General features: G+C 41.2%; 11 protein-coding genes. All 11 read left to right on the top strand.

The window, feature by feature from the left end:
- Positions 1–40: 40 nt before the first annotated feature.
- The 11 genes from P2W73_RS19935 to P2W73_RS19885 all read left to right on the top strand — a co-directional run bounded on the left by P2W73_RS19935 (position 41) and on the right by P2W73_RS19885 (position 17,093).
- On the top strand, positions 41–877 hold the full coding sequence (locus P2W73_RS19935; RefSeq protein WP_276503861.1) for a LamG domain-containing protein: 837 nt from the start codon (positions 41–43) through the stop codon (positions 875–877).
- 106 nt (positions 878–983) lie between these two features.
- Positions 984–4,271: a VCBS repeat-containing protein gene (locus P2W73_RS19930; protein ID WP_276503860.1), complete on the top strand. Its 3,288-nt coding sequence runs from the start codon at positions 984–986 to the stop codon at positions 4,269–4,271.
- Positions 4,272–4,275: 4 nt separating this feature from the next.
- Entirely contained in the window at positions 4,276–5,937 is a 1,662-nt protein-coding gene (locus P2W73_RS19925) for a glucoamylase family protein (protein WP_276503859.1), read from the top strand.
- An 89-nt stretch (positions 5,938–6,026) separates the two neighbouring features.
- Positions 6,027–7,379, top strand: coding sequence for a glucoamylase family protein (locus P2W73_RS19920; RefSeq protein ID WP_276503858.1), 1,353 nt, complete (start codon positions 6,027–6,029; stop codon positions 7,377–7,379).
- 143 nt (positions 7,380–7,522) lie between these two features.
- Complete coding sequence (locus P2W73_RS19915) at positions 7,523–8,953, top strand: glucoamylase family protein (RefSeq protein WP_276503857.1); 1,431 nt, start codon at positions 7,523–7,525, stop codon at positions 8,951–8,953.
- A 39-nt stretch (positions 8,954–8,992) separates the two neighbouring features.
- Entirely contained in the window at positions 8,993–11,146 is a 2,154-nt protein-coding gene (locus P2W73_RS19910; protein ID WP_276503856.1) for a glucoamylase family protein, read from the top strand.
- A 32-nt stretch (positions 11,147–11,178) separates the two neighbouring features.
- Positions 11,179–12,345: a Gfo/Idh/MocA family protein gene (locus P2W73_RS19905; protein WP_276503855.1), complete on the top strand. Its 1,167-nt coding sequence runs from the start codon at positions 11,179–11,181 to the stop codon at positions 12,343–12,345.
- A gap of 12 nt (positions 12,346–12,357) precedes the next feature.
- Positions 12,358–12,774, top strand: coding sequence for a DoxX family protein (locus P2W73_RS19900; protein ID WP_276503854.1), 417 nt, complete (start codon positions 12,358–12,360; stop codon positions 12,772–12,774).
- 9 nt (positions 12,775–12,783) lie between these two features.
- Complete coding sequence (locus P2W73_RS19895; RefSeq protein WP_276503853.1) at positions 12,784–14,508, top strand: GMC oxidoreductase; 1,725 nt, start codon at positions 12,784–12,786, stop codon at positions 14,506–14,508.
- 18 nt (positions 14,509–14,526) lie between these two features.
- Positions 14,527–16,404: a family 43 glycosylhydrolase gene (locus P2W73_RS19890; protein ID WP_276503852.1), complete on the top strand. Its 1,878-nt coding sequence runs from the start codon at positions 14,527–14,529 to the stop codon at positions 16,402–16,404.
- Positions 16,405–16,430: 26 nt separating this feature from the next.
- Positions 16,431–17,093, top strand: a complete 663-nt coding sequence (locus tag P2W73_RS19885) for a GDSL-type esterase/lipase family protein (RefSeq protein WP_276503851.1) — start codon at positions 16,431–16,433, stop codon at positions 17,091–17,093.
- Positions 17,094–17,096 lie beyond the last annotated feature (3 nt).

The following is a 17,096-nucleotide window of genomic DNA, read 5'->3' as shown; positions in this document are numbered from 1 at the left end:
AATAATTTACTTCCTGGAATATTATTTAAATGACTTGTATATGAAAAAGTATTATAGATTATATGGTTACTTGTTGGCAGGCGTGGTTGTACTAAGCAGCTGCCAAAAATTTGATAGACCAGCGTTAGGCGACTTCCCGAAAGACGATAAGCCATTGCCTGCAGGTGATTTGCGCTTTTATGTTCCTTTTACCGAGGTTAGTCCGATTAATGCGCAAAACATGACGGATAGTATTTCCCAGAATCCATCATATCGCAACAACTTAACTTTAACTGACGGAATAAATGGGAAGGCTTTACAGGGTGCGGATGGTATCGCAGTAAAATACCTCAATGCCAATGATATTAAAAGTGCAACGAGTCTTACGGTTGCATTCTGGGTTAAAAGAGGTGTTAACGACAGAACCGAGCTTTACTTTGGTTTGACAGGAAGTTCAACAGACTATTGGCATCAGAGCCCGCTTTTTTTGCTCGTTGAACACGGTACTGCGACGGAAGCAACCGTAAAATTTGCCGTGGATGATAAATGGTATGAGTTCACCGATGCAAATAAAATGAAACGACCTCTTCTTGATGGCAACTGGCACCATCTGGCCATAGTTTACGACGAGGCTACATCAAAAACTACCTTTTATTTTGATGGAGCACCCATTACAGATGCACCAGCTTCTGCCACAACCAATGGAGGCCAGACAGGTCCGTTGAAAATTAAGAGTGCAGGCAACATGATATTGGGTGGCTGGAACAAACATGTAGGGTTACCCGGAGTTACCGATGATTGGGTAAAGTCATTCACTGGAGCCATGGATCAATTTAGACTATACAATAAAGCCCTGTCTGCCACGGAGGTGCTGGCGTTGTATAATAGTAAATTATAACTATTCGAAAAAATTTTTCAATCGAACTTCATAGTGGAAAAGGGGCTGAACAATAGTTTGTTTCAGCCCTTTAAACTTTATCAGCTTAATAAACATAATCTCTTTCATGGGTAAGATTATTTTTTCCAGATATAAAAGTTGGCTCTTTATTTTGTTCGCCGTATCTATTTTTTATAGTTGTAAGAACAAAAAAATATTTTTTGAAAGCCTTTCCTCTTCTCATACCAATATCAATTTTACCAATACTTTGGAAAAGCACAAGTTGTTTAACATACTTTATTATCTCTATTATTATAACGGCGGTGGCGTTGCCGTTGGTGATATTAATAATGATGGATTGGCGGATATTTATTTTACGGCCAATAATAAAGGCGGAAATAAACTATACCTCAATAAAGGAAATTTTGCTTTCGAAGACATTACTGACAAGGCCGGCGTAGCAGGGTTTTCAGACTGGTGCACAGGGGTGACGATGGCCGATGTCAATGGCGATGGGTTCCTGGATATTTATGTTTCAACGGTTAGCAATAAGTATGGATTAAATGGCCATAACGAGTTATATATTAACAACCGGAATGGTACTTTCTCCGAACAGTCACAAGCATTCGGCTTAAATACATCGTGCTTTACAACACAGTCTGCCTTTTTTGATTATGATCGGGATGGAGACTTAGATTGTTATATTTTGAATCAGTCACATCATCCGCATGCTAACATTGTAGATACAAACAATAGAAAAAAATATGATTCGCTTTCCGGTGATCGTTTATACCGGAATGACCTAAACTCGCCAACTAAGAAGTTTACTGATGTTTCAGTTCAGGCTGGTATCTATCAAAGTAATTTGGGATACGGCCTTGGACTGGCTGTTGCGGATATCAACAACGATGGATGGGATGATATTTATATTGGTAACGATTTTCATGAAAATGACTACTATTATGTCAATAATGGAAACGGTACGTTTTCGGAAAGTAGTGCAAAGCATTTTAGACATTACAGCCGCTTCAGTATGGGGAATGATGTGGCCGATTATAACAACGACGGACAGTTAGATATCGTCACGGTGGATATGCTTCCACCGGACGAAAAGGTTTTAAAAACCTACGGCAGCGATGAAAATCCGGATGTCTATAAAGTAAAATTGGAAATTCAAGGTTATCAGAAGCAATATTCCAAAAATTGTTTGCAGCGTAATAATGGTAACGGTGAAAGCTTTAGCGAATTGTCATTGATGAGCGGAGTGTCAGCGACCGATTGGAGCTGGAGTTCTTTATTTGCTGACTTTGATAACGACAGTAAGAAAGATCTTTTTGTTACCAGCGGTATTGTAAAACGACCTGTTGATCTGGATTACGTTCGCTTTGTTTCAGACATGGAGGCGAAACGAGGTCTAAGCAGAACAGACAAATACGATGAAGAGGTGATTTCAAAAATGCCGGATGGAAGTTCTCATCCTTTTCTCTTTAAAGCAAATGACAGTTATTCTTTTACAGATGTGAGTAAGGAATGGGGACTGGAAAAAATGAAAGGGTATTTTAATGGTGCTGCTTATGGAGATCTTGACAACGATGGCGATCTGGATATGGTTATTAATTGTATTGATGCGTCGGCAGTAATCCTAAAAAACAACACTCCTGTAAAAAACCAGGTTTCCATTTCTTTCAAAGGGAATGGAATGAATACTTCAGGTATCGGTGCAAAAGCTTATGTATTTACAAAAGGAAAACTGCAATATCAGCAACTGATGCTTACCCGCGGATTTCAATCATCCTGCGATACACGACTTCATTTTGGGTTGGATTCAATTTCAACCATTGATAGCATTTTAATTGTATGGGGCGATCAAAAATATCAGGTTCTTAAAAACATTCCTGCAAATAAGCAAATAGCCGTTGCGCAAAAAGATGCTTTAGGAATATTTGAATACGCAAAATTTTTTCCGGTTGAATCGACCTTATTTGATGATGTATCAAGGAACGTCGAATGCGATTGGAAACATCGGGAGAACGATTTTATTGATTTTAATGTGCAATATCTGATACCTCACCAACAAAGTACAAGGGGGCCGAAAATGGCGGTCGCAGATGTGAATGGTGACGGACTGGATGATTTTTACGTTTGTGGGGCGAAATTTCAGCCCGGTGCTTTAATGATACAACAGGCGACGGGCGGATTCAAACAATCAGACTCCGCTGTATTTGCTGTAAATGCTATCAGTGAGGATGTCGACGCTACTTTTTTTGATGCGAATGGTGATGGCTTTGTTGACCTATGGGTGGTTAGTGGAGGAAATGAATCACCCGCTGATGAATATGCGCTGGAAGACCGCTTGTATTTTAATGATGGGAAAGGACATTTTACTAAAGCCGGTAAAAAATTTACCCAGAAGTATGAAAATAAGTCTTGCATAGCTGTTGCCGATATAGATAAGGATGGTGATATAGATGTATTTATTGGTAACTCTTGCAAGACCCCAGTGTATGGTTTGCCCCAGCCTTCTTTTTTTTATATCAATGACGGCAAAGCAAATTTTGCATCTGACTATGACCAGATTATGAAACTTTCTTCGTTAGGGATGGTCACTGCTGCATCATTCGCAGACGTAAATAATGACTCCTGGCCTGACCTTATCGTAACCGGTGAATGGATGCCCGTGAAAATTTTTATCAACAATAAAGGAAAGTTCACAGCCATGGATATTCCGGCATCAACAGGTCTTTGGCAGTCACTTTATACTACAGACGTTAACGGTGACGGTCTTGTTGATATACTGGCTGGCAACTGGGGACATAACAGCAAATTATATGCGGGAAAAAATGGGCCATTGAAGTTATACGTAAAAGACTTTGATAATAATGGCACCATTGAGCAGGTAATGGCTTATACCGTGAATGGAGAGGAATATACTTTTTTAGCAAAGGATGAATTGGAAAGAGCTCTACCTGTTTTAAAAAAGGCTTATCTCAAGTACGAAGAAGTCGCCGGCAAAACCGTTCAATATATGTTTTACGATCTTTTTAAAGACTACACGGAACTTAAGGCAGAAGTATTATCATCATCTTGTTTTATCAATGATGGAAAAGGCAACTTCATAAGGCAGGATCTTCCCAGTGAACTGCAATTGGCCCCTGTAATGGCTTTTGCTCCCGCTTTAGCTAAAAATCAATTCATTGGCGGAGGCAATTTTTATGGCGTGATTCCTTATGAAGGAAGATATGACGCCCTGCTGCCAACTCAATTCGGAATTAATGAAAGTCAGCATAAACATCTGCTAGCAAACTTAGAGGGCGAAATAAGAGATATTAAATGGATTAGAACCGGCAACGGAAAAAAAATATTGGCCCTTGCAAGGAACAATCAGGGGATTGTTTTTTTAAAACCTAATAATTAAGGGCATGAGACAGTGGCTGTTTTTTATAACCGTGGTGTTAGCATACGGATCTTGTAGTAAGAAGAAAGATGAAACTGCTTCAAACCCAAAAAATCCTATTGTGTTTTATGCTGCCATAAATTCTGGAAGTTTCAATTCAACCGTTTATAATGTAAATCTACTCCCCACGATTAGTTTTAAATTTACTCAGCCGCTATTGCAAGCAAGCCTGGCTTCGGCAATTAGTTTTAAAAACGCAAATAATAATGACGTTCCATTCTCCGCAACCTTGCAAAATGCGGACTCACTGCTGGTCATTCGGCCATCCTCGCCTTTGGTCAACCTTACAAAATATAATATTTCTATTTCTACGTTCTTGAAATCTGCTTCGAATGGTAGTTTGCCTGCTAAAGTCGACCGATCGTTTATCACCACCATCGACTCCACCCGAAAATTCCCGGTCATTGCTGAAAGTGCTTTACTCGATTCTATTCAAAAACGAACCTTCAACTATTTCTGGGAGCTGGCACATCCTGTAAGCGGGATGATCAGGGAAAGGAATACGGATGCCAATACCTATACATCCGGTGGTACGGGATTTGGCATAATGGCGATTGTTACCGCAATTCATCGGAACTTTATTACAAGGGCAGAAGGATTAACCAGGTTGAAGACTATGGTTTCTTTTTTAAAAAACACCGCCGAAACTTTTCATGGTGCTTATCCTCATTGGCTAAACGGAGAGACCGGTAAGGTTATTCCTTTTAGTGCAAATGACAATGGAGCCGATTTGGTTGAAACTTCTTACCTGGTCCAGGGATTATTGACCGCAAGACAATTTTTTGACGGCGTAGCCGCTGATGAAGCCACTTTGAGAGATGATATCAATACTATTGTAAACAAAGTGGAATGGGATTGGTTCCGCAAAAATAATGAAAACACCTTGTATTGGCACTGGACTCCGTCGAATGCTAATGGCTGGATCATGAACATGCCTATCAAGGGTTGGAATGAATGTTTGATCACTTATGTATTAGCTGCTTCATCAACCACGCATTCAGTACCGAAAATTGTTTATGATAATGGCTGGGCATCGAATGGCTCGATGAAAAACGGTAATACATATTATGGATATAATTTGCCACTGGGTCCTGATATTGGCGGTCCTTTGTTTTTTTCACATTACTCATTTTTAGGAATCGATCCGAATGGGCTTTCAGATGCTTATGGCAATTACGCCACACAAACAAAAAATCATACACTGATCAATTACAGTTATTGCAAGGCCAATCCCAAGAACTTTTATGGTTATAGTGATTCAGTATGGGGGCTGACAGCCAGTGATATTCCAAATAGCTATACAGCAAGCTCACCCACTAACGATGTTGGTGTGATCGCTCCAACTGCGGCTATTTCATCTATCCCTTATACACCCCAGGAGTCGATGAAAGCTCTGAAGTTTTTTTATTACGTGTTAGGTGATAAGATCTGGACACAATATGGTTTTAGGGATGCTTTTTCATTGAATGATCTGTGGTATGCGAACTCTTTCCTGGCTATTGACCAGGGGCCAATTATAGTAATGATTGAAAATTATCGTAGCGGATTATTGTGGGATTTGTTTACCAGTTGTCCGGAAGTGAAAACAGGAATGAAGGCATTAGGTTTTACTGCACCGTATTTGTAGACCACGACTTTTTTGATTTGGCTGGATTAGAGGAAGCAGGAAACTCTTATTTGTAAAAACAGAATTTCTAAATAAAAGATCACTTATCAATGAAACGCCTGGCTCTGTTGCTATTTATTTCAGCTGTTACTCTTCCGTCATTTTCGTTTGCACAGGTAAGAGAAAAAAAAGCGGCACCGTTTAATGCGGCCAATCGTCCGAAAAACCTTGGCGATTCTGCATTGCTTGACCTGGTGCAAAAACAAACCTTCCGTTATTTCTGGGATTTTGCTCATCCCGTTTCCGGTTTATCGAGAGAGCGAAGTAATATGGGAAACGTGTATGGGTTAGAAACTACAACTGTTGGGGGAACAGGCTTTGGCATCATGACAATGTTAGTAGCTGCGGAAAGGGGTTGGATCACCAGGGATACCGCCGTGGGTCATTTGTTGAAAATATTGAGGTTTCTTCGTAAGGCTGATAAATATCATGGCGCATTTCCACACTGGCTCAATGGTGAAACTGGCAAAACCGTTCCTTTTAGTCCTAAAGATGATGGCGCCGATCTTGTAGAGACATCCTATTTATTCCAGGGGTTATTGTGTGCAAGGCAATACTTCAACCAGGATAACCAGAAAGAAAAACAATTGCGCAATTTCATCAATTGGTTATGGAATGATGTAGAATGGGATTGGTTTACAAGAGACGGAATAAGCGTATTATATTGGCACTGGAGTCCCAATCATGGATGGAGTATGAATAATGAAATACGGGGGTGGAATGAATGTCTTGTTACTTATATACTGGCCGGATCTTCCACAAATTATTCCATCAAAACCAATGTATATGCCCGGGGCTGGGCAAATGGAATTGATTTTAAAAATCAAAGAGAGTATTACAAAATCAAACTGCCGTTGGGGCCTGACTACGGCGGCCCATTATTTTTTTCTCACTATTCATTCCTCGGACTGGACCCGCGTGGGTTGAAAGATCGCTATGCAGACTATTGGGAGCAAAATAAAAATCATACACTTATTAACCGGGCTTATTGTGTTGACAATCCCAAAGAATTTAAGGGTTATGGAGAAAACAATTGGGGATTGACAGCCAGCGATACCTGGAACGGCTATGATGCACATTCACCCACCAATGATAACGGAACGATTACACCAACAGCGGCTTTGTCGGCATTTCCCTACACGCCGGACTACTCGATGCAGGCATTGAAGCATTTTTATAATGATCTGGGCGATAAGATATGGAGTGAATATGGTTTTACCGATGCATTTAACGAAACAAAGAACTGGTATGCCGATAGTCACCTGGCTATTGACCAGGGCCCCATCATTGTAATGATTGAAAATTACCGGTCAGGACTATTATGGAAATTATTTATGAGTTGCCCGGAAGTACAAAAAGGGTTAAGAAATTTAGGTTTTGAAAGTCCGTGGTTGAAAAAATAGGCAGGATATTTAAATAAGCAAGGGCTGTGCGTTGGTGGCTTCCCCTAACGGGGGAAGTCGGAAGGGGGCCGGATTGAAAAAACTGGGATTTGAAAGTCCATGGATAAAATAGATTTCATTTTATCATTGAAAAATTATTAGCCATGAAACGATTGACTTGCTTTTTCCTTTTGCTATCCATAGCATTGTTCTCGGATGCACAGTCGAAGTCCCTGGTACTTACAAAGGGTAAGTATGGTGACGGGCCGGATAGCATAGCACCAAAAGGCATCATCAAAGGACTGAGCGATGATGCCCTATTAGAGTTGGTACAAAAACAAACCTTCCGTTTTTTCTGGCACGGGGCACATCCAGTTAGTGGTTTGGCGTTGGAACGAAGTAATACGGTATTGGCAGAACATTATTGGGATTATATCAATGAGGCCTGGGATGAACCTAATTTTAGTAAAACAAAATTTGGACCCGATGCAGGAGCTATTGGCGGAACCGGTTTCGGGATCATGAGTACGATTGTAGCGGTGGAGAGGGGATGGATAGGCAGGGATACTGCCGTTCGCCGGTTAATAAAGATTGCCGATTTTCTTATTAACGCCGATTGTTTTCATGGTATCTATCCTCACTTCATGGATGGGCGTACCGGCAAGACCATTAAGTTTGATCGCATAGATGATGCAGCCGATATCGTCGAAACTTCCTACTTGCTGATGGGATTTCTTTGTGCCAAAGAATATTTTAATAAGAACATTCCAAGAGAGAAATATTTACGCAAGCGGGTTGACCAGATGTGGGGTGCCGCCAACTGGAACTGGCACAGCAACGGCGAAAGTAAATTGTATTGGCACTGGAGCCCCAATAATGGTTTTGATATGAACTTCCCCATCTGGGGTTGGAACGAGGCGTTGATCACTTATATCATGGCGGCGGCTTCACCACGTCATGCTATTTCCAAAGAGGTGTATGACGGTAGCTGGGTCAACAGTAAAAGTTTTAAGAACGGGAATACTTATTACGGCTACAAATTGCCTTTGGGCAATTATGATAAAGGCGGACCGCTTTTTTTTGAGCAGTATACTTTTCTGGGCATTAATCCCAACGGTTTAAAAGATACGTTAGGGATTGACTATTTAGAACAAGTGCGTAATCATACATTAATCAACCGCGCCTACTGCATCGAAAATCCAAAGAAGTATAAAGGATATGGTGAAAATTGCTGGGGCCTTACCGCCGGCGATAGTTACAAAGGCTATGTAGCACATTGCCCCGAAGTCGATTTGGGTGTCATTCAACCTACTGCAGCCATCTCTTCCATACCATTTACTCCTGAACTCAGCATGAAGGCACTGAAACATTTTTATTATGATCATGGTAATAAAATATGGAGTGATTATGGTTTTACGGACGGATTTAGTGAAACGCACAACTGGTATGCAAAAGGTCATTTGGCAATTGACCAGGGGCCCATCATCGTGATGATCGAAAATTACCGGAGCGGCTTGTTGTGGAAATTATTTATGAATATTCCTGATATAAAAAATGGGTTAAAAAAGTTAGGCTTTCAAAGTCAGCAGCCTTAAAGCTAAGTTGTTGGTAGATTGTTTTTCGAAATTGAAAATATGTTTAGAATAAGATTACTCGTATTCGTTGTTATTATTTCCGGTGCTTGTTTGGCACAGGAGCCGTTGTGCGATTATAATTTTTTTGTCAATAGCAGGATGGAAGGAGATTATTTTTTCTCTAAGGCTTCGGATATTCGGCCTTCCAGTGTAAAAAATAAAAATGGAAAACTCCCGGTAAGTAAAACTATTTTTCACACACCGGGCAATTCGTTAGAACTGCAATATAAAAATCACGAAGATGGTCTGTGGCGGGCAGTTATTTATGAGCAGGAGACCAGGGGACAGGATCATTTTAAGAAATCAGATCGTCTTTCTTTTTGGATATATAATTTGTCGGCATCAGGCAGGCAGCAGGATTTACCAGAGGTAGGATTAATGATGAAAGACAGCACGGTCACCAATGGGTTTGCTTTTAAAACAGGCAAGGTAAAGACATGGGAGCAGGTTGTTATTCCTTTAAATCTATTCAGGAACGTTGATGCAAACAAGCCCGAAAATATCATTGGAGTAGTTTTTTCACAAAAAAGTTTTTCCGGCGTCAGTCAGCAAACAATTTATATTGACGATATCGAACTATTGTCTTCCGCAGAACAAGCGCCGCTTGTTGAAAAACCTGTTATAACAGATGCAAAGGGCTATGCGAAGCATGTAAACCTGCAATGGAAGGACATCGCCAATAAAGGAATTAAGTATGTAAAAATTTACCGGTCGGAAAACGGGGCAAACTATCAACCAATAGGTATTCAATCACCATTTATTCCCCGGTACTCAGATTTCACCGGGCAAACGGGTAAACACTATTGGTATAAACTATCATTTATTGGTAACGATTATAAAGAAACTGAATTATCACAATCAGTGGAGGTACAGACTAAACAAATGACGGATGAAGAATTATTGACTATGATACAGGAAGCTTGCTTCTTATATTACTGGGAAGGTGCAGAAAAAAATAGTGGTCTGGCCAAAGAAAACATTTTGGGGCGGCAAAATATGATTGCATCCGGCGCCTCAGGTTTTGGTATAATGGCATTGATTGCAGGAACTGACAGGAATTTTATCACACGGGATCAATCGATAGAACGATTCACCAGGATTGTCAACTTTCTGGAAAAAGCATCGACCTTTCATGGAGTATTCCCGCATTTTATTGATGGTCCCACCGGGAAAGCGGAACCCTTTTTTGGCAATAGAGATAATGGCGGCGACCTGGTAGAAACATCCTTTTTATTACAGGGGTTATTAACCGCAAGAGCTTATTTCAATAAAAACGATGCCCGTGAAAAAATAATACGGGATAAGATTACCAGTATTTGGGAAAAAACAGAGTGGAGTTGGTATCGTCGTTATCCTGATAGTAAATTTCTCTACTGGCATTGGTCACCCGACCAGGGATGGATCATTGATCATCGTCTTATTGGTTGGAACGAAACAATGGTCACTTACCTGTTAGCCATCGCCTCACCTACCTATTCAGTTCCGGCAAGTATGTATTATAGCGGTTGGGCCAACCAGGATAGTATCGGTCAGCAATACAGAGCTGGGTGGGGACAAACCACAGAAGGTTCCATGTACACTAATGGAAATAAATATTATGATATTAAATTGGACATTGGCGTTTCCAACGGCGGTCCATTGTTCTTTACTCATTATTCTTACCTTGGCTACGATCCCAAACAAATTACTGACAGGTACACCAATTATTTTACCAACAACCAAAATATAGCCCGCATCAATTATTTGTATTGTGTAGACAATCCTGGTAATTATGTTGGGTATGGAGACAGCTGCTGGGGGCTTACAGCCAGCGATGGTCCTTATAACTATTCTGCAGATGAGCCTGTATTAAGACAAGATAAGGGAAAGATTGCACCGACCGGAGCCATTGGTTCATTTCCTTATACTCCTGTTGAATCGATGAAAGCATTAAAGAACTATTATCACAATTATGGAAAATTTATATGGGGGGAATATGGTTTCCGCGATGCATTTAATCTTACACAAAATTGGTGCTCTGAAATTTACATGGGCTTGAACCAGGCTCCTATGATCGTGATGATAGAGAATTATCGCACTGGTCTCCTGTGGAAATTGTTCATGAGCGATACTGACATTCAAAATGGTTTGAAAAAATTATCCGCAGAAAAATAGAAAACTACATTTTTAAATTTTAAACGATTGTTATGAAGAATATCTCACGCCAACAGTTTCTGCAACACACCGCCATGGCCGGCGCTGCTGTATTACTCTCTTCATTGGAAAGCTTTGCCCTGGAAAAACCCGAAAAGAAATTAAAAGTCGCTTTAATCGGTTGCGGAAGTGTAAGCAACCGTTATATCCCACACTTGCAAACTTCTTCTTTGATTGAAATTGTGAGTTTGTGTGACATTAAGTACGAACGGGCGGTGGAGCAAAATAAAAAGTATAATGTCAATGGGAAAACCTACCCGCATATTGATAAGATGTTGGCCGGCGTGCCATTTGATATGATGGTTACCACAACCGATATGCAGGTGCATGGTGAGCTCAACAAGAAAGCTTTGATGGCTGGCAAACATGTATGGAGTGAAAAGCCGATGGCAAACACCTATGCAGAGGGTAAAGCCTTATTGGATCTTGCAAAAAGTAAAGGACTTCGTATTTGGGGAGCACCCGCCGTAGTAAACAGCCCACAATTTGCTTTTATGAGCAAATGCATACAGGAAGGAAAAATTGGAAAAGTTGCCAGTGCTCATGGACAGTATGGTCATACAGGTCCTACCTGGAGTGCTTTCTTTTATGAGAAACTGGGCGGCAGTATGCCCGATCTGGGAGTATATAATATGGCTACACTTACAGGCTTGCTTGGGCCAGCTAAAAGTGTAATGGCCATGTTAAGCATTGTGAAACCAGAGAGAACAGTAGATGATAAAGGATCAATAAAGGTGGAAGCAGAAGACAATGCACATGTTTTGTTAGAGCATGATAAGGGAGTTATCAGCCATGTGATGTGTGGCTTCAATTTCTTTGATCCGCATGGTCACGAAGCAGGCAATCAATCTTTGCATTCTATTCAAATCTATGGCGATAAGGGTAATATGCGATTGATCGGTTATGACTGGGAAACCAATGGTGTTATACTCGACAATTCCTGGGATGAAGCACCCAAACTGATGAGCACGGATAAGGGTGGATATGTGTGGCAGGAAGGTGCAACAAAAACGGGTGAATCAATCATCAATCATACCGAACCACTGATCAATGTTGAACATGCCTTGCATGTGCTGGAGATAATAGAAGCCGCCAGGAAATCGTCGGCATCAGGCATGAAGGTAAAGCTGAAGAGTAAGTTTAAATGGCCAATCGTTTAAACCGTTTCGTCAATGAATAAATTGTTTTCACCCTCTCCGCTATGGCCGGAAGCTGGTCTGGCTTTTGTGCGTATTGTTGTTGGTTTGTTCATGGTATATCATGGATGGGAAGTATTTGATGAAGGAAAAATGAAGGAGTACCTAACCTGGGAATCTTTCAAAGGTTTTTCCTCACCTGCATTTATGGTGTATCTGGGGAAGATTGCAGAGTTGGTAGCGGGGATAATGATTGCTATTGGTTTTCTAACGCGACTGGGATCTCTTTTCCTGGTTTGCACGATGTTGTACGTTTCTTTTTTTGTAGGACATGGAAAAGTTTGGTACGAAGACCAGCATCCGTTTTTATTTGTATTACTGGGGATGGTTTTCTTTTTCACAGGAAGCGGAAAATATAGTGTTGATCATTTGCTCTTCAAACATTCAAAATAAAAAATAGAAATGCCGGATACCCTGGATATTCATATTAACAGCAAAGGCAAAGAACAAAATACTTTTGACGCCATTGTTATCGGCAGTGGTATCAGTGGTGGATGGGCCGCTAAGGAACTTTGTGATAAAGGATTGAAAACGCTGGTGCTGGAAAGGGGAAGAAATATTGAACATATCAAAGATTATCCAACTTATGATAAACAGCGATGGGAACTACCGCATCGCGGATGGATAACGGAAGCAACAAAAAAGGACAATCCATTGATCACAAAAGCGGCTGGTTATGGAGAAGACACCGCTCATTTCTTTGTAAAAGATAAGGATCATCCCTATGTGCAGGAAAAACCATTCGACTGGATCAGGGGTTACCAGGTCGGCGGTAAATCATTAACCTGGGGGCGAAGTTGTCAACGGTGGAGTGAATGGGATTTTTCCGCGCCATTGCGGTATGGCTATGGAATAGACTGGCCAATCCGTTATAATGATATTGCGCCGTGGTATAGTCATGCTGAAAAATTCACTGGCATCTGTGGTAGCAAAGAGGGAATTGAATCTATGCCGGACGGAGAGTTTTTGCCGGCCTATGATCTCAATGCAGTAGAGCAACATATGCGGAAAAGCCTCTGGGACGGTTTTGGCCGTCATTATATTTCAGGCAGATGGGCGCAGCTTACAGAGCCAACCGAAATACACAAGCAGCAGGGAAGAGGGCAATGCATGAACAGAAACTTATGTATGCGTGGTTGCCCCTTCGGTGGTTATTTTAGTTCCGTTACCGCAACATTGCCCTGGGCTGCTAAAACAGGAAACCTGGCTGTTCGTCCTCACTCCGTAGTGCACTCCATTATTTATGATGAAAAAAAGAAAAAGGCCATTGGTGTAAGAGTAATTGATGCCAATACAAAAGAAGCCACTGAGTTTTTTGCCAAAATAATTTTTGTCAACGCCTCTGCCCTAAACAGCAATCTTATTTTACTCAATTCGACTTCCAATCGTTTTCCGGATGGCTTGGGTAACGATAATGGATTGTTGGGAAAATATATTTGCTTTCACAACTATCGCGGCAGCATGGGTGCCCGGTTTGATGGCTTTCTTGATTCCTATTATACACCTGGTCGGCCTGTTGAATGTGTGATCCCTAATTTTCGCAATCTTAAAAAACAAGAAACAGATTTCACAGGAGGTTACGTCATATTTTCAGCAGCATCACGGGAGAAAAAGTTTTATGGAAGCCCGGAGGGCATTGGTGCTGAATTCAAAGAGGGGCTTTGCGAACCAGGTGGATGGACGATTTATATGTACATGCAGGGTGAAACAATTCCTAAAGCAACCAATCAGGTCCGGTTGAGCACCGATCAAAAAGATCAATGGGGAATTCCATTACTTATCACTTCAGTTGGCTACGATGATAATGATGAAAAACTATTAAAGGATTTTATGCAGGAAGGCGTGGCCATGTTGGAAAAAGCCGGCGCAAAAGACATTAGCACCTATGATTCGAAACAAGCTCCGGGTCTTGATATTCATGAAATGGGTGGCGTGAGAATGGGTAATGACCCCGCTACTTCATTATTAAATAAGTGGAACCAGTTGCATGCCTGTCAGAATGTTTTTGTCACTGACGGAGCTTGCATGACGAGTACCGGCAATCAAAGTCCTTCCATTTTGTATATGGCATTAACCGCAAGAGCGGTTGATCATGCATACAATGAATTAAAAAAAGGCAATTTATAACTGATTCAATTTACGGGAATGATAAAACAAACAATTTTAGCAGGGTGCATTTTGATAAACAGTGTTGTTGTGTTGGCGCAACAAAAAACATATTGCAACCCCATCAATATTGATTATGGTTATACTCCGATTCCCAACTTCAGTGAATGGGGACGACATCGGGCTACGGCAGATCCTGTCATAGTCAACTATAAAGGCGACTATTATTTATTCTCTACCAATCAATGGGGCTACTGGTGGAGTAATGATATGCTGAACTGGAATTTTATTTCAAAAAAATTTCTTCGTCCATGGAATACCGGCACTTATGATGAACTCTGTGCACCTGCAGTAGGTATAATAGGTGACACCATGCTGGTATTTGGTTCTACTTATACAAGCAAGTTTACCTTGTGGATGAGCACCAATCCCAAAGCCAATGAATGGAAACCACTGGTTGATTCCTTTGAAATAGGTGGTTGGGATCCTTCTTTTTTTACCGACGATGACGGAAGGCTTTATATGTATAATGGAAGTAGTAATAAATATCCCATGTATGGTATTGAGCTGAATCGGAAAACATTTCAGCCAATCGGTACCCGCAAAGAAATGTACCTGCTCGAGCATTGGCGATATGGCTGGCAGCGTTTCGGCGAATACATGGACAATACTTTTCTCGATCCGTTTATTGAAGGATCGCATATGACAAAATATAAGGACAAGTATTATTTGCAATACGGTGCACCTGGTACGGAGTTTAGCGGTTATGCAGACGGATTGCTGGTGGGTAGTGGTCCTCTTGGCCCTTTTGAAGCCCAATCTGACCCTCTAAGTTTTAAACTGGGAGGCTTTGTAAGGGGGGCAGGACACGGAGCCACTTTCCAGGATAATTACAAAAAGTATTGGCATATTTCTACTACCGTAATCTCCGTGAAGAATACTTTTGAAAGGCGACTTGGAATATGGCCCGCGGGTTTTGATAAAGATGATGTGATGTATTGTAATACAACCTTTGGCGATTACCCGCATTACGGCCCCCATCCTAACCTTCCCCCCAAAGGGGAAGGAACAGCTAACTCACAGCCCTCGCTTATACAAGATGCTGCCAATAATAAAAACTCTCCGAAAAGCGGGGTTAGTGCGATGGTCTCTTCCCCTTCGGGGAGGCCGGATGGGGCTTTTACCGGATGGATGCTGCTTAATTATAATAAGCCTGTACAGGTTTCGTCCACGCTGGGAGGATATGTTGCCAATCATGCGGGAGATGAACTTGCAAAAACTTACTGGAGTGCAGTGTCAGGAAATAAAGGCGAGTGGATTCAAACAGACCTGGGGAATGTTTCTACCGTCAATGCGATCCAAATCAACTATGCCGACCAGGATGTAGCCTTTCCTAAAGAAATGGACACAATTTTTTTAGGAAAGACGATTGGTACATTTCATCAATACAAACTGTCTTATTCAATCGATGGTAAGAAATGGAAGATGCTGGTTGATAAAAGCAATAACAAAACAGATGTGCCGCATGAATATGTAGAACTGGATAAGCCAGTACAGGCAAAATTTATCAGGTTGGAGAATATTCATATGCCGGCCGGCAAATTTGCTATTAGCGGATTTAGGGTTTTTGGTAATGGAAACGGCGAAAAGCCGGACCCTGTGCAGGGATTTATCGTGCTGAGAACAGAAAAAGATAAGCGCAGCGCTTTCATCAAATGGAAACCGGTTGACAATGCATTCGCCTATAATATTTATTACGGCACTCACCCGAACAAATTGTATAACAGCATCATGATACATGCCAACAATGAATACTGGATGAAAGCGATGGATTCGCAAAAAACCTATTACTACAGTATTGAAGCGGTGAATGAAAACGGCGTATCTGAAAGAACAAAGACGATAGAAGTTAAATAAGTTTGAAGCAGACAAATTTTTGAAGAATGCGAAAGATAAAAGCTTTATTGCTACTGTTTTTATGTTCCGGGGCTTTAATCGCACAGGATCAAAAGCCTGCTTTCTGGAATGATATCCAGGCTTTCAAAAAGACGGACTCCCTTTCTTTTCCGCCAAAAAATGCGATTCTGTTTGTGGGAAGTTCATCATTCACCCGCTGGACAGATGTGCAGCAATATTTTCCATCACATCCAATTATTAACCGCGGCTTCGGTGGGTCAACATTGGTGGATGTAATACGATTTGCGGATGATATCATCTTTCCATATCAGCCCAAACAGATCGTTATCTATTGTGGTGAAAACGATATTGCTTCATCGGATACGGTGACGGCAAAAATGGCACTCGATAGATTTAAAACTCTTTTTCAACTGATCCGTTCAAAGCTACCGGACGTTCCCATTTTGTTTGTTTCGTTTAAGCCAAGTCCATCCCGCTGGGAGATGCGGGATCGCATGACAAGAGCCAATGAACTCATCAGGAAATTTTTAAAGAAAAATAAAAATACAGTATTTGTAAATGTGTGGAACCCGATGCTTGGTCAGGATAAAAAGCCAGAACAGGAATTTTTTGTGGAAGACAATTTACACATGACGGCCAGGGGATATGCTATCTGGCAAAAACTCATCGAACCACATTTATTGAATTGATAA

It is taken from the genome of Terrimonas pollutisoli, from assembly GCF_029360765.1.
Taxonomy (GTDB): domain Bacteria; phylum Bacteroidota; class Bacteroidia; order Chitinophagales; family Chitinophagaceae; genus Terrimonas_B; species Terrimonas_B pollutisoli.
This window is presented reverse-complemented; position numbering and strand designations above follow the sequence as displayed.

Coding starts and splice junctions, on each gene's coding strand:
- P2W73_RS19895 (WP_276503853.1), top strand. CDS start 12,784: ATGCCGGATACCCTGGATATTCATATTAACAGCAAAGGCAAAGAACAA.
- P2W73_RS19885 (WP_276503851.1), top strand. CDS start 16,431: ATGCGAAAGATAAAAGCTTTATTGCTACTGTTTTTATGTTCCGGGGCT.
- P2W73_RS19890 (WP_276503852.1), top strand. CDS start 14,527: ATGATAAAACAAACAATTTTAGCAGGGTGCATTTTGATAAACAGTGTT.
- P2W73_RS19910 (WP_276503856.1), top strand. CDS start 8,993: ATGTTTAGAATAAGATTACTCGTATTCGTTGTTATTATTTCCGGTGCT.
- P2W73_RS19935 (WP_276503861.1), top strand. CDS start 41: ATGAAAAAGTATTATAGATTATATGGTTACTTGTTGGCAGGCGTGGTT.
- P2W73_RS19930 (WP_276503860.1), top strand. CDS start 984: ATGGGTAAGATTATTTTTTCCAGATATAAAAGTTGGCTCTTTATTTTG.
- P2W73_RS19915 (WP_276503857.1), top strand. CDS start 7,523: ATGAAACGATTGACTTGCTTTTTCCTTTTGCTATCCATAGCATTGTTC.
- P2W73_RS19905 (WP_276503855.1), top strand. CDS start 11,179: ATGAAGAATATCTCACGCCAACAGTTTCTGCAACACACCGCCATGGCC.
- P2W73_RS19920 (WP_276503858.1), top strand. CDS start 6,027: ATGAAACGCCTGGCTCTGTTGCTATTTATTTCAGCTGTTACTCTTCCG.
- P2W73_RS19900 (WP_276503854.1), top strand. CDS start 12,358: ATGAATAAATTGTTTTCACCCTCTCCGCTATGGCCGGAAGCTGGTCTG.
- P2W73_RS19925 (WP_276503859.1), top strand. CDS start 4,276: ATGAGACAGTGGCTGTTTTTTATAACCGTGGTGTTAGCATACGGATCT.